At 66.9% G+C, this 13,636-nt stretch carries 10 protein-coding genes; 7 read left to right on the forward strand and 3 right to left on the reverse strand.

The annotated features are described in order from the left end of the window. Positions 1 to 37: 37 nt before the first annotated feature. The 7 genes from AC56K1_RS03695 (at position 38) to AC56K1_RS03725 (ending at position 9,397) form a co-directional block, all read left to right on the forward strand. A complete protein-coding gene (locus tag AC56K1_RS03695) occupies positions 38 to 1,342 on the forward strand; it encodes an extracellular solute-binding protein (protein ID WP_497156479.1) in 1,305 nt (434 codons plus the stop codon). Between the two features lie 19 nt (positions 1,343 to 1,361). Then, positions 1,362 to 2,249 (forward strand): carbohydrate ABC transporter permease, encoded by an 888-nt coding sequence (locus tag AC56K1_RS03700; RefSeq protein WP_497156480.1) that lies wholly within the window; start codon positions 1,362 to 1,364, stop codon positions 2,247 to 2,249. Beyond that, positions 2,246 to 3,079: a carbohydrate ABC transporter permease gene (locus tag AC56K1_RS03705; protein WP_497156481.1), complete on the forward strand. Its 834-nt coding sequence runs from the start codon at positions 2,246 to 2,248 to the stop codon at positions 3,077 to 3,079. The genes AC56K1_RS03700 and AC56K1_RS03705 overlap by 4 nt, the downstream gene beginning before the upstream one ends. A 14-nt stretch (positions 3,080 to 3,093) precedes the next feature. Next, entirely contained in the window at positions 3,094 to 4,206 is a 1,113-nt protein-coding gene (locus tag AC56K1_RS03710; protein WP_497156482.1) for an ABC transporter ATP-binding protein, read from the forward strand. 5 nt (positions 4,207 to 4,211) lie between these two features. Beyond that, on the forward strand, positions 4,212 to 5,252 hold the full coding sequence (locus AC56K1_RS03715; protein WP_497156483.1) for a LacI family DNA-binding transcriptional regulator: 1,041 nt from the start codon (positions 4,212 to 4,214) through the stop codon (positions 5,250 to 5,252). A 156-nt stretch (positions 5,253 to 5,408) separates the two neighbouring features. Beyond that, a complete protein-coding gene (locus tag AC56K1_RS03720; RefSeq protein ID WP_497156484.1) occupies positions 5,409 to 8,225 on the forward strand; it encodes a TonB-dependent receptor in 2,817 nt (938 codons plus the stop codon). 206 nt (positions 8,226 to 8,431) lie between these two features. After that, entirely contained in the window at positions 8,432 to 9,397 is a 966-nt protein-coding gene (locus AC56K1_RS03725) for a glycoside hydrolase family 43 protein (protein ID WP_497156485.1), read from the forward strand. Here the strand turns inward: AC56K1_RS03725 and AC56K1_RS03730 are convergent. The 3 genes from AC56K1_RS03730 to AC56K1_RS03740 all read right to left on the reverse strand — a co-directional run bounded on the left by AC56K1_RS03730 (position 9,394) and on the right by AC56K1_RS03740 (position 13,524). Beyond that, the gene (locus AC56K1_RS03730; RefSeq protein ID WP_497156486.1) at positions 9,394 to 10,389 is read right to left on the reverse strand and encodes an alpha/beta hydrolase; all 996 of its coding nucleotides are present in this window, start codon (positions 10,387 to 10,389) and stop codon (positions 9,394 to 9,396) included. The genes AC56K1_RS03725 and AC56K1_RS03730 overlap by 4 nt on opposite strands. Continuing rightward, positions 10,389 to 10,511 carry a hypothetical protein gene (locus tag AC56K1_RS03735; RefSeq protein WP_497156487.1) on the reverse strand — a complete coding sequence of 41 codons (123 nt, stop codon included), beginning with the start codon at positions 10,509 to 10,511 and terminating at the stop codon, positions 10,389 to 10,391. The genes AC56K1_RS03730 and AC56K1_RS03735 overlap by 1 nt, the downstream gene beginning before the upstream one ends. A gap of 223 nt (positions 10,512 to 10,734) precedes the next feature. Beyond that, positions 10,735 to 13,524: a sensor domain-containing protein gene (locus tag AC56K1_RS03740; RefSeq protein ID WP_497156488.1), complete on the reverse strand. Its 2,790-nt coding sequence runs from the start codon at positions 13,522 to 13,524 to the stop codon at positions 10,735 to 10,737. Positions 13,525 to 13,636: the final 112 nt, after the last annotated feature.

Here is a 13,636-nt window from a genome sequence, read left to right on the forward strand (position 1 = left end):
AGAGGCATCAACCCTCGGAACGATTCAGGAGACAGGCTTGACCCCATTCACCGTGCGCCTCGCCGCCACGCTGTGCACGTCCGCGCTCGCAGCAATGTTCGCCAGCGCGCCGGCCTGCGCGCAGGTCGAGGTGCGCATGTGGACCCTGCTCAGCGGCGGCGATGGCGCACGCATGGCGGACCTGGTCGGGCGCTTCAACGCCAGCCAGCGCGAAGTGCGTGTCGTCAGCACCACGCTCAAATGGGGCGAGCCGTTCTACACCAAGCTGATTACCTCGTCGGTGGTCGGCGCCGGGCCGGACCTGGCCACTGTGCACCTGTCGCGCATGACCAACCTGGCCGGCGGCGGCGTGCTGCGGCCGATCGCACCCGGCGAGCTGCAGGACGCAGGCCTGAACCCCGCGGACTTTTATCCGCGCCAGTGGAACAAGTCCCGGCACGCCGGCAAGACCTATGCGGTGCCGCTCGACCTGCACCCGCTGGTCCTGTACTACAACAAGACGCTGGTGGGCAAGGCAGGCCTGCTCGACGACTCCGGCAACCTGAAACCCATCCAGGGCATCGACGCGCTCACGGATGCTTTCCGCGCCGTGAAGCAGGCCACCGGGCGCCCCGGCATGACGATGGAGAGCAGCCAGAGTTCGTATGCGATCTGGCGCCTCTGGGTCTCGATGCTGGCCCAGCGCAACCTGCCCTTGATCCAGAACGGACGCTTCACCTACGGCGCCGCAGGCGTCGATTCCCTGGCGCGCGTGGCAAGCTGGTTCCAGCAGGGCTATGCCCAGCCGGGCCTGGACTATCCCGCGTCCACCAGCCAGTTCATGGGCGGCAATGCCGGCTTCATGATCAACGGCGTGTGGGAAGTGCCCGAAATGGTACGGGCTACCCAAAAGGGCACGCTCGGCTTCGAATACGGCATCGTGCCGCTGCCGCGCATGTACGCCAACGACAGCGTCTGGGCCGACTCGCATGCTTTTGCGATTCCCGCCAACGAAGGCCGCCCGATGTCGCCCGAAAAAGCGCGCGCCGTGATGCGCTTTGTCGCTTTCGTCAGCAAGAATTCCTTTGGTTGGGCCGAGGGTGGCCACGTGCTGGCCTACCGGCCGGTGGCCGAGTCACCCGCCGTCATGGCCTTGATGCCGAACCGCTTGTACGCCGAGGTGCCGCGCCACGTGATCTACGATCCGGACGCCTGGTACATGGGTGCGGCCGGGCCGCTCGAGGCAATGGCGTCGAAATTCCTGCCGGCGGCGCTGTCCTCGCAGCTCACGCCCGCGCAGGCCTTGCGCATGTTCGAAACCGAGGCGGCGCGCCTGGTGCGCAAGCGCGCTCCCCGGTACTGACCCTTCAGTGAAAGCGTCGATGACCCCATCCCTTTCCCAGCCGGGCGCGCGCCGTGGCGACGCGCTTCCGGCGGCCTTGCTGCTCGCGCCCTTCGCCGTCACCTTCCTGCTGTTCTTCTTCCTGCCCGCGCTTGAAACTTTCTACATGAGCCTCACGGAGAGCAGCCTGACGCGCACCAATGCCTTCATCGGCATCGACAACTACGCCACGCTCATCCAGGACCCGTCCTTCTGGGCGGCGGTCGGCAATACCTTTTATTTCGCGCTGCTGACCGTGATTCCGCTGACGGTACTGGGCCTGGTCATGGCCCTGCTGGTGCACCACTTCACCCGCGCCAGCAGCTGGCTGCAGGGCGCCTTCTTCCTGCCTTTCGTCTTGCCGATCTCGGTGATGACCCTGATCGCCGACTGGATGCTGCAGCCCTCGAGCGGAGTGGTGAACCACGTGCTGGGCATGCAGCGCGCCTGGTTCGCGGATCTTACCTGGGCGATGCCGATGGTGGCGATCGGCACCATCTGGTGGACGGTGGGCTTCAACATGCTGATGTTCCTGGCGGGCCTGCGCAACATCCCGGCCGACCTGTACGAGGCGGCGGCGCTCGATGGTGCACGCGGTTTCACGCTGTTTCGCGCCATTACCTGGCCGGCGCTGCGCCCGGTGGTCGGCATGGCCCTGGTGCTGCAGCTGATCGCCTCGATGAAGATCTTCGGCCAGACCTATATCATGACCACGGGCGGGCCTTTCAACACCACGCGCGTGACCCTGCACTACATGTATGAAACCGCGTTTACCCAGAGCGATGCCGGCTATGCGGCGGCGATCGCGGTGGCCTTCGTGATGATCGTGGTAACGCTGTCGCTGCTGCATGCTGGCCTGGTACGCTGGCTGGCGGGACGAAACGCATGAAGGCGCGCTCGAACCTGGGCTGGACCCTCATCGGCGCTTGCGCCGCACTGCTGCTCGCCGCGATGTGGGTGGCGCCGCTGCTGTGGGCGATGAGCACCGCGCTGCGTCCCGAGCACGAAACCGTGTCCGCTGTCTTCCACTGGCTGCCGCAGCAATGGACCCTGGAAGCCTTTGCCAAGGTGCTCGCCGCCGGCAATGTCGGGCGCTGGCTGTTCAACAGCGCCCTGGTGGCCTTGCTCGTGACGGTCGTGACGATGGCGCTTTCCTTGATGGCAGCATATGCCTTCTCGCAGCTGCGCTTCCGCGGCCGCACCCTGGTGTTCGGGCTGACCATGCTGGCTTTCCTGGTGCCTTTCGAGGCCCTGCTGGTGCCGCTGTTTCGCATGATGAACCAGCTCGGCCTGATCAACAGCTATGCCGGCATCGTGCTGCCGCAGGTAGTGGCGCCCGTGGTCATCTACGTGTTCAAGCAGTTCTTCGATGCGGTGCCAGGCGATTTTCGCGAAGCGGCGGTCATGGACGGCGCCGGGCCGCTGCGCATCCTGTGGAGCGTTTACCTGCCGGTGTCGGGGAACATCGTGTGGGCGATGGCGATCGTGACTTTCATCGGCGCCTGGAACAACTTTCTGTGGCCCTTCATCATCGTCACCTCGAACGACATGATGACCATCCCGCTGGGCCTGACGCAGACCTATGACGCTTTCGGGGTGCGCTACGCCCAGCTGATGGCGGCGGCGCTGCTTGGGGCGCTGCCGGTGGCGCTGGCCTATGTGCTGTTCCAGCGCCGCGTGACCCACGGCTTCCTGGCCGCAACCGGCCTCAAAGGCTAATTTACGGAGACTCAATGGCATCTGTGCGCCTGCAAGGCATCACCAAAGCGTACGACGGCAACCCGGTGCTCAAGGGGCTCGACCTCGACATCGCCGATGGCGAATTCGTGGTGCTGGTCGGCCCCTCGGGCTGCGGCAAGTCGACCCTGCTGCGCATCGTCGCCGGCCTGGAAGACACCTTCTCCGGCACGGTGGAGATCGGAGACCGGGTCTGCAACGACGTCCGGCCCGCCGACCGCGCCATCGCCATGGTGTTCCAGAGCTATGCGCTGTATCCGCACATGACCGTGAGCGAGAACATGGGCTTCGCCCTGAAGCTGGCCGGCGTCCCGCGCAGCGAGATCAAGGATCGGGTTGAGCGCGCCGCCGAGATCCTGCAGATCGGGCATTTGCTCGATCGCCGTCCCAAGGCGCTGTCCGGCGGCCAGCGCCAGCGGGTGGCGATCGGGCGCGCGATCGTGCGTAAACCCAAGGTCTTCCTGTTCGACGAGCCGCTCTCGAACCTCGACGCGGCCTTGCGCGGCCAGACCCGGGTCGAGCTGGCGCGCCTGCACCGCGAGCTTGGCGCGACCATGATCTACGTGACCCACGACCAGGTCGAGGCCATGACCTTGGGCCAGAAGATCGTGGTGCTCAATGGCGGCCATATCGAGCAGGCCGGCACGCCGCTCGACCTGTACGAGCGCCCGGCCAACCGCTTCGTGGCCGGCTTCCTCGGCTCGCCGCGCATGAATTTCCTGCCTGGCGCGCTGGCGGGCGAGGAGGGCAGCGCGGCCTGGGTGCGCCTTGCCAGCGGCGCGATGGTGCACGTGGCGGCCGACGCCACCCGCGCCGCGCCCGGCGCGCCCGTGACCCTCGGGGTGCGGCCGGAACACCTGCGCATCCAGACCCAGGATGGTCTCGAGGGCGGCATTCCCGCCACCGTGAGCCTGGTCGAATACCTGGGCGACACCACCATCGTCTATATCCAGGCCGATGGCGTGCCCGACATGGTGTCGGTCAAGTGCCGTGCCGACGAGCCGGGCCCAGGCATTGGAGCGCGCGTGCTGCTCGCTTTCGACCCGGGCCACGGCCACCTGTTCGACGCCGACGGCGCCGCGCTGCCGCGCACGCCCGGCAGGAGCTGAACGCGATGAATCCGGGCGGCCGCGCGCGGCGCCCCACCATGACCGACATCGCCAAGCTGGCCGGCGTGTCGCAGTCGACGGTTTCCCTCGTGATCAACCACATGAGCGGCGCCAAGGTGTCCAGCGAGACGCGTCAGAACGTGCTGCGCATCGCGCGCGAACTGGGCTATCCGGTTGACCGCCATGGCCATGCCGAGCCGCCCCTTGCGCGCAACCTGATCGTCTATCTCACCGACGAATTGTCCACCAGCCCGCACGCCATGCTCACCATCGACGGCGCGCGCGACGCCGCCTGGGAGCACGACTGCCTGCTGTCGGTGTTCGCCACGCGCAGCGACCCCGCATACGAGACCGCGGTCCTGAACCGCCTGCTGGCCAGCCCGGCGTTGCTGGGCGTTGTCTATGCCACCATCTTTACGCGCGCTGTCACCGTGCCGGCGCGGCTGGCTGCCGTGCCGACGGTGCTGCTCAATTGCCATACACGCGAGCGCCAGTATTCGTCGGTGGTGCCAAGCGAGGTGCTGGGCGGCTTTGCCGCGACCATGCATTTGCTCGACGCCGGCCACCGCCGCATCGGCCTGGTCAACGGCGAAGGCTGGATCGAAGCCGCGGCCGAGCGCCTCAAGGGCTATCGCCAGGCCCTGTCGACCCGCGACATTCCCTTCGATGCGGCGCTGGTGCGCGAAGGTGACTGGCAGGTCAGCACCGGCCACGCGCATGCGCTGGCGCTGCTTTCGCTGCCGGACCCGCCGACCGCGCTGTTCTGTGCCAACGACCTGATGGCGGTGGGCGCACTGGAAGCGGTGCGCGAGCATGGCCTGGAAGTGCCGCAGCAGGTCTCGGTGGTCGGCTATGACGACCAGGACATCGCGCGCTACACCCGGCCGCCCCTGACGACTGTGTTGTTACCAAACTACGAAATGGGTCGATGGGCCGCAGAAAATTTGATCGCGCAGGTCAATGGCGGCGTGCTTCGACGCACCAACGTGAAGATGGATTGCCCTCTGGTGGAGCGCGATTCGGTGGCGAATAACCTCCCTGCTTGAAGCGATTTCGGGCGGTTCTTGAGTGCGCCACCCCGGTGCATTTTCGGCTAGGTTTGTCATATTGGTCATAAATTATGACTAATAATGAATCCAATATCGGCAGGCCCGCCCGCCACCCGGTGGACGCAGGATCGGCCAAGACCTCAGGAGACCTCGATGACCATCTTGAAAGTCCGGCCAGTCTGCGCGGCCGTCATGCTGCTGTGCGCCCACATCGGTTTTGCCGCTGCCCAGACCACCCAGAGCACCGCTGATCCTGCGGCCGAGCCGCGCGCCGGGGAGGCTGCCCGGGCATCCGGCCAGGAGGGAGCATCGGCGCCTGCACCGGCCGGCACGGTCGCCACCGTGCAGGTGACCGGCATCCGCAGCAGCATCCGCTCGGCCGAACAGATCAAGCGCGACGCGGAGCAGGTGGTGGACTCGATCAATGCCGACGATATCGGCAAGTTCCCCGACCGCGCCGCCGGCGACGCCCTGCAGCGCATCGCCGGCGTGCAGGTGGGCCGCGACCGCGGCGAGACCAATACCGTGATCATCCGCGGCCTGCCCGACGTCGCGACCACCATCGACGGCAACGAGATCTTCACCGGCACCGGCCGGCGCCTGTCCTACCAGGACTTGCCGGTGCAGTCGATCGCGGGACTGGACGTTTACAAGTCGGCCACGGCCAACCAGTTCGAGGGCGGCATCGCAGGCGCCGTCAACATCCGCCTGCGCGCGCCCTTCGACTTCAAGGGCTATACGGTCACCGGCTTCCTGGAAAACCGCCGCAGCCAGGTCGAGGGCAGCGAAGGCAGCAAGAAAAAGAACAACCCTGGCGGCGGTCTGTTGATGAGCAACCGCTGGCAGACCGGCGTCGGCGAGATGGGCGTGCTGGTCGACATCGCCTACAACAAGGACCACTGGACCTTCCCGGTGCAATGGGTCGACCGTCCGGACCGCATCTTCTCGGTCAGCCCGGACGGCACCGCCACGCGCCTGAACGACGACCAGCCGATCGCGCCGCTGCGCGCCGGCGACCGGCTGGGCGAGCTGCCGAACATCGGCGGCATCTACAACGCGGGCGACCGCGAGCGCGGCAGCATGCATGCGGCCTTCCAGTGGAAGATCAATCCGTCGCTCGAATTCTCCACCCAGTACCTGGGCACCGGCTATCGCGGCGAGAGTGAAGTCGACTACATCCTGAACATCGCCACCTGGACCCCGCGCCTGACCAACGTCGTGCTGGCGCCGCAGGGCGACTACTGCAATACGACGCAGGGCGTGATCTGCCCGATCCAGTCGGCCAATGCCGCGGCGGCGCAGTTCGGCGGGCCCTACGACTGGGACCCGTACACCGCCACCAGCACCTGGGGCGTCAAGGAGCGCACCGATACCCACTTCCTGAACTTCGGCCTGAAATACCGCGAGGGCCCGCTGTCGCTCGACACCAACCTGGCCTTCACGCGCTCGGACTTCATCAACGACACCGTGATCGTCGACCAGCAGATCCCCGGCGCCAGTTCGTCCGTCTACACTTACGGACGCGATGGCCATGGCGGCTACAACACCATCACCACACCGACGTCAAGCGCGGCGCTGCGCGACCCGAACCAGTTCGTCCTGCGCGGCATGGTGCAGAACTGGGGCGAGTCGCGCGGCGAGCAGGCGCAGTTCCGGACCGACGCCGTCTACCGGCTCGGGGACGACAGCTTCATCACCGCGCTCACCGGGGGAGTGCGCCTGTCCTCGCGCGAGGTCAGCTTCCACGGCGGCGAGCGCGCCAACGATCTTCGCAGCGCCGTGCGCCCGTCCCCGATCGCTGCCTTCGGCCCCGGCTTCCAGACCCTGGTGCCGGGCCTGGACCGCCTGGCTGGGCCCTGGACCACCCCCTCGCGCGAATTCCTGATCCACCAGGCCGATACCGTGCGCGCCTTCTACGGCCAGCCGCTGGGCCGGGTGCCGGACGACCCGATGCGCCTGTTCGAGCAGGAGGAGCGCACCGCCACCCTGCACCTCGGCGCGCGCTGGAAGGCTGCGCTCGGGACCATCGGCATGACCGGCAACATCGGCGGGCGCCTGGTGAAGGTCGACCGCAAGCTGGAAGGCAACCAGCGCATCGGTGACGTCGTCACCCCGATCAACGTCGACAGCGACGAGACCAATTTCCTGCCGAACGTGTCGGCGGTGGTGAACTGGACCGACCGCCTGCAGTCGCACCTGAGCGCGGGCAAGACCATCACCCGGCCCGAGTTCGCGCAGCTGAACCCGGCGCTGTCCCTGATTCCGCCGACCGTCAACGCCCCGGGCACCGGGTCGTCGGGCAACCCGGAACTGTCGCCGACCGAGTCGGTCAATGTAGATGCCACCCTGGAGTACTACTTCAAGGACAACGGCTTCGCCCAGATCGCCCTGTTCCACCGCGATATCGACGGCTACCTGCAGAATTTCGAGCAGAACGAAACCATCAACGGCGTGAACTACCGCGTCAACCGCCCGCAAAACTCGGGCAAGGGCAAGCTCAAGGGCGCCGAATTCGGCATCCAGAAGTTCTTCGACTTCCTGCCGGGGATCTGGAGCGGACTGGGCGCGCAGTTCAATTTCACCTGGATCGATGGCGAAAACCAGACCCGTACGTCGCTCAATAGCGGCGCCTTCACCACTACCCAGATGGTGGGCGTTGCGCGCCAGAGCTATAACTTCGCGCTGCTGTACGAGCGCAGCGGCTGGACCGGGCGCCTGGCGGCCACCCGCCGCGGCAAGTTCGTCGAGCAGATCGCCGAGCCGCGCTTCGGCCAGGACCGCTATGTGAAAGAATCGACCTATGTCGACCTGAGCATCGGCTACGCGCTGAGCAAGAACCTGTCGCTGCACCTGGACGCGGTCAATTTAACCAAGGAGCGCTACGAGAGCTACCTGGGCGACCCGATCCGCCCGCGCGATATCCGCTACAACCCGACCACCTACGGCGTCAGCCTGCGCTACCAGCTGTGAAGCTGGTTTGCGGGCGGGCGGGTAGTGCGGGTGACATGCCCGTTTCGGTGAATAGTGAGGACCGCAGGGCGGGCGGATTCTGCCCACCCTAGGATTGACGGACGACGCTAACGTGACCGATGTAAACGGCGGCCGGGATGTCAACCGCCCACGCGGCCGATCCAGGGCACCGGCACCTGCAACGATGTCCATGCAAGGAAAAAGTAATGCAAAAGACCTACAGTAACCCGGTATTCCCGGAAATCATGGCCGACCCTTTCGTGCTCAAGCACGAGGGAAGGTATTTCGCCTACGGCACCGCGCCCGACGGCCCGGACTCCGGGCGCTTCCCGGTGCTGGTGTCGAACGACCTGGTGGACTGGCACCGCGCCGGCTACGCCTTGTCGGTGGCCGGGGACGACCATTTCTGGGCGCCCGAAGTCGCCTTCGACGAGGGCAAGTTCTGGCTGTATTACTCGTCCGGAGACAGCGAAGGCAAGCGCCACCAGCTGCGCGTGGCCGTCTCGAACGACCCGATCGGCCCGTTCCAGGACTGCGGCGTGCTCCTGGTGCCGGACCAGCCGTTCTCGATTGACGCCCATCCTTTCCGCGACACCGACGGCCAGTGGTATCTGTACTACTGCGTCGACTTCCTCGAATTCGAGAACGACCACCGTATCGGCACCGGCATCGTCGTCGACCGCCTGCTGGCCATGGACCGGCTGGCAGGCGCGCCGGTGACGGTGGCGCGCCCGCACGCCGACTGGCACTTGTTCAAGAAGGGACGGGCAATGTATGACGCCGTCTACGACTGGCATACGGTGGAAGGAGCCTCGGTGCTCATCCACGGCGGCAAGTATTACTGCTTCTACAGCGGCGGCGCCTGGGAACAGGAGAACTACGGCGTGAGCTATGTCGTGGCCGACCATCCGCTGGGTCCGTTCACCCGTCCCGACGGCAGCGAGTCTGCCTTGCTCATCAGTTCACGGCCGGGCCAGGTGATCGGGCCGGGCCACAATTCCTTCACCAAGTCACCCGACGGCAGCCAGGACTGGATCGTCTACCACGCCTGGGACACCGCCATGACGGGGCGGCGCATGTGCATCGACCAGCTGGTTTGGAACGGCAACCGGCCGACGACCACTGGGCCGACCTTCACGCGCCAGCCGGCGCCGGCGGGGCTGGTGACCTAGGCCTGGCGGGCGTTGGCCTGCAAGGCCTGGGTCCCGTGCGCCCGGGCCAGCCGGCCGTTGATCCAGGCCTGGGCATGCAGACAGGCTGCCCGGCCCATCGCGGCAGGAAAGTGAATCAGGCCATGCGCAGCTTCGGGCAGGTCGACCAGCTCGACGTGGGCATGCGCGGACCACAGGCGCGCCATCGACAGCGTATCGTCGCGCAGCGGGTCGCGCCCGCCCGTGAACATCAGCGCGGGCGGCATGTCCTTGAGATCCCCGTAAAGCGGCGACAGCGGCGGCTGGCGGCGCTCGGCCTCGTCCATGCCGGGCGTCAGTCGATGCAGGGCAGGGAGCATGGCCGGTCCGTCCAGCACCAGGGTGCCGGGGCCGGCGGTGCGCACGCTCGGGCTGCCCGCCAGGTCGTACACGCCGTAATACAGCACGGCGCCTTCGACGCGCCGCAGCAGCCCGGGCCTGGCCTTGAGCATCAGCAGCGTGGCCGCGGCCAGGTGGGCGCCGGCCGATTCGCCGACTACCAGGGCAGGCAAGCCTTCGCAGCCGGGCAGCCCGTCCCCGAGCAGCCAGGTGGCCGCGGCCAGGCAGTCGTCGATCACCGCCGCGATCGGCGCCTGCGTCGCCAGCCGGTAGCCGACCGACACCACCACCACATTGCAGGCGCGGGCGATGGCGGCATTGAGCGCATCGTTCATTTCGGGATTGCCGATCACCCAGCCGCCGCCGTGGATGTCGAGCACCACCCCGCGCGGCGTCCCGGCAGGCCGGAGCACGCGCAGCGGCACCTGCAGGCCATCGGCTTCGGCCATCCGGAACTCCACGCGGATCCCCTTGCGGCGCAGCTTCGCATCCGACCCGAACTGGGTCAGGCGCAGCAGCGCCTGGCCGAGCAGGGGCGTGATCCGGTAACGGTAGCGCACGCGCGGCGCAAAGGCAAGCTTGCGGTTGAAGCGGCGCAGGTCCTCTACCATGCGCGCGTCGACAAGCATCGGCATCAATGGACTCCTTCCTGGCTGCCGACCAGCGACAAGCGCAGCTTGTTGGCGAATTGCGCGTCAAGCGCGCGCAAGACATGTCCCGACCAGCTGTCACCCAAGACCGCACTCTCCGCCGTCATACGCCATCCTTGCCGGAGCCCGATGGCATATCGTACAACGATTCCGGATGGTTCTTGTGTGACCCTCACCGGAATCCATACCGATGGGTAGATTCGGAAGGCGCCTCTTCAGTAATGCTGAGGCCTGACGTCGTCCATTCTTACGAATCGGATGAATGTCGATGCTACAACTTCGAAATTGCAGAGCAACAACAACGTCCGAGCGCTGCCGTGTTACAACGATTCAGCGCGCCAGCGCGCTTTGTGCGCCGCTCGCTTCGATGACGGCGCGCAGTTCGCCCAGCGGCATTGGCCGCGCCAGGTAATACCCTTGCGCCTGGTCGCAGCGCGCCGCGCGCAGCAGGTCCAGCACCTCGACGGTTTCCACCCCCTCGGCCACCACCGCCATGTTCAGCGCATGCGCCATGTCCACGAAGGCCTTGATGAAGTCGAAGCTCGAAACGTCTTCGTCGTGCTGCATCACGAAGGAGCGGTCGAGCTTGAGCACGTCGATCGGGAAGCGCCGCAGGTAGGCCAGGCTCGAGAAGCCGGTGCCGAAGTCGTCGACCGCCAGGCTGATGCCCAGGCGTTTGAGCTCGCGCAGCATCTTCGCGGTGTGCTCGATGTCTTCGATCAGCGCGCTCTCGGTCAGCTCCAGTTCCAGGCAATCGGGCGGCAGGCCGGTGCGCGCCAGCACGGTGCGCACTTCGTCCACGAAGGCCGGCTGGGCCAGCTGGCGCGCCGACACGTTGACCGATACCGCGACCGGACGCCGGTATTCGTCCATCAGGCGGCGCGTCTGGGTGCAGGCCTCAAACAGCACCCAGCGGCCGATGTCGACGATCAGGCCGGTCTCCTCGGCGATCGCGATGAACTGCTGCGGCGGGACGCGGCCGCGCTCCGGGTGGTTCCAGCGGATCAGGGCTTCCATGCCCACCAGTTCCATGCCGGCCAGCGCGATGCGCGGCTGGTAGTGCAGCTCGAATTCGCCGCGCGCCAGCGCCGGTCGCAGCGACACTTCCAGCGCCATGCGCATCTGGGTCGCCACCGTCATCTCCGGTTCGAAGAAGCGGTAGCGGTTGCGGCCCGAGCTCTTGGCGCGGTACATCGCGGTGTCGGCGGTCTGGAACAGCATCTCGCGGGTTTGCGCATCTTGCGGGAACATGCTGATGCCGATCGAGGCGCCGACGATCACGTCGATCCCGGCGACCGTCACCGGTGCGGTGAGCACGCCGAGCAGCTTGTCGGCGATGCGCGCGGCCCCCGCCTGGCCGGTGGCGCAATACGCGGCCACCACGAATTCGTCGCCGCCCAGGCGCGCGATGATGTCGCTCGGTCGAATCACGCGGCGCAGGCGCGCGGCCACTTCGCACAGCAGCACGTCGCCCATCTCGTGGCCGAAGGAGTCGTTGACTTCCTTGAAGCGGTCGAGGTCGAGGAACATCACGGCCACCGCGCCGCCGTAGGCGCAGGCGTCGAGCATCTGCTGCACGCGCTCGCCCAGCAGGGCGCGGTTGGGCAGCCCGGTGAGGGTGTCGTGGGTCGCCAGCTGCTGCAGGCGGGTTTCGAACGCCTTGCGCCCGGTGATGTCGGTCATCAGGCCGGTCAGCGCCAGGGCATTGCCGGCGTCGTCGCGCTTGATGCTGCCGTTGAACAGGACATGGATGTGGTAGCCGTTGCGGTGGCGCAGCACCGCTTCCAGGCCCTGTACCGCAGCCGGCGTGCCGCCGTCCAGGGTCGCCAGCGGGAAGGACACGAACAGGTCGGCCAGGCGCAGCGCCAGCAGCATCTCGCGCGGATAGCCGGACATGGCGCACAGGGCCGGATTCACGTCGCGCAGCGCGCCGTCTGGATCGGCCACCAGGTAGCCGGCCGGGGTCATCTCGATCACTTCACGGAAGCGCTGCTCGCTCTCGCACAGCTGGCGCTCGGCATGTTCGCGGTCGCTGAGGTCGCGGATCACGGCCAGGAAGAATTCCTCGCCTTCGTCGTCGAAGCGCGAGATCTGGACTTCGGCCGGGAAGCTGCTGCCGTCCTTGCAGCGTTTATCCATGCGCAGGAGCTGGGCCTGCCCGGCGCGCAGACCGGCCAGCACCGCTTGAGCGCCGGGCATGCCGAAGTTCACCTCGGTGACCTGGCGGCCGAGGAATTCGTCGCGCGCATAGCCGAAGCGCGCGCAGGCCTGGTCGTTCACCGAGACGATGCGCAGGGCGGCATCGACGATCATGATGCTGTCGCCGGCCTGGTTGAACAGGTTGCGGAAGCGCTGCTCGCTCTTGCGCAGGGCCTGCTCGGCCTGGCGCTTGGCGGCGATGCCATGGAAATAGACCGAAATGCCATCGTCGTTCGGGTAGACCCGCACTTCGATCCACAGCGCGTGCGGCTCCCAGAACACTTCGAAGGTGTCGCGCTGGCGGGTTTCCATCGCATGCACGTAACGGGGCAGGACCTTCGACTGCTGCAGGTCGGGCGCGACCTCGAGCAGCTGCCGCCCGATAGCCGTGCCTGGGTCGACCCCCACGAAGTCGCCCGCCTTGCGGTTGGCATAGGTGACGCGCCACTCGCTGTCGACGGCGAAGAAAGCGTCGCCGATACTCTCCAGCATGCTGCCCAGCGCCGCCTCCGAGCGCTGCAGCGCTTCGCGCGCGTGCTGCTGCTCGGTGATGTCGCGCGCCGTCAGGAACATGCGCCGGTGCGCATCGGACCAGCGCGCCGACAGCGACATCAGCACCACGCCGCCGTCCTTGCGGCGCATGCGCAGCGGGATGTCCATCTGTTCCGGATGCACGTTCTGCAGGCCGGCCTCGAGGCCAAGCGCCTCGGCGTGCTGGTCCGGATGAACGAACTCGTTATAGTGCCGCCCGACCAGTTCGTCCGGCGCGAAACCGAGCAGGGCGCGCGAGGCGGCATTGGCGCGCAGGATACGGCCGCCGGCATCGAGCACGACCAGCAGGTCAAGGGCGTTGTCGATCAGCGCGGAGTTCTCGGCGGCGAGCAGTGCAAGAGCGTCCGGCAGGGGGTCGGTGGATTTCACGGTAATGCCATGTGGGCGGCGCGGGCCGCCATGGGGTGAATGGGAGCGCGTTTGTGACAAGGCCGCGTGTCCAAGTATAACAATTCCTGGATGGAAACAGTCGCGGCTTGGC

This window comes from Telluria sp. ZB4P37 (assembly GCF_059685855.1).

Bases quoted from the DNA above. Each gene is read 5' to 3' on its own strand.
- AC56K1_RS03700 (WP_497156480.1), top strand. From the start codon at position 1,362: ATGACCCCATCCCTTTCCCAGCCGGGCGCGCGCCGTGGCGACGCGCTT.
- AC56K1_RS03705 (WP_497156481.1), top strand. From the start codon at position 2,246: ATGAAGGCGCGCTCGAACCTGGGCTGGACCCTCATCGGCGCTTGCGCC.
- AC56K1_RS03710 (WP_497156482.1), top strand. From the start codon at position 3,094: ATGGCATCTGTGCGCCTGCAAGGCATCACCAAAGCGTACGACGGCAAC.
- AC56K1_RS03715 (WP_497156483.1), top strand. From the start codon at position 4,212: ATGAATCCGGGCGGCCGCGCGCGGCGCCCCACCATGACCGACATCGCC.
- AC56K1_RS03720 (WP_497156484.1), top strand. From the start codon at position 5,409: ATGACCATCTTGAAAGTCCGGCCAGTCTGCGCGGCCGTCATGCTGCTG.
- AC56K1_RS03725 (WP_497156485.1), top strand. From the start codon at position 8,432: ATGCAAAAGACCTACAGTAACCCGGTATTCCCGGAAATCATGGCCGAC.
- AC56K1_RS03730 (WP_497156486.1), bottom strand. From the start codon at position 10,389: ATGCCGATGCTTGTCGACGCGCGCATGGTAGAGGACCTGCGCCGCTTC.
- AC56K1_RS03735 (WP_497156487.1), bottom strand. From the start codon at position 10,511: ATGACGGCGGAGAGTGCGGTCTTGGGTGACAGCTGGTCGGGACATGTC.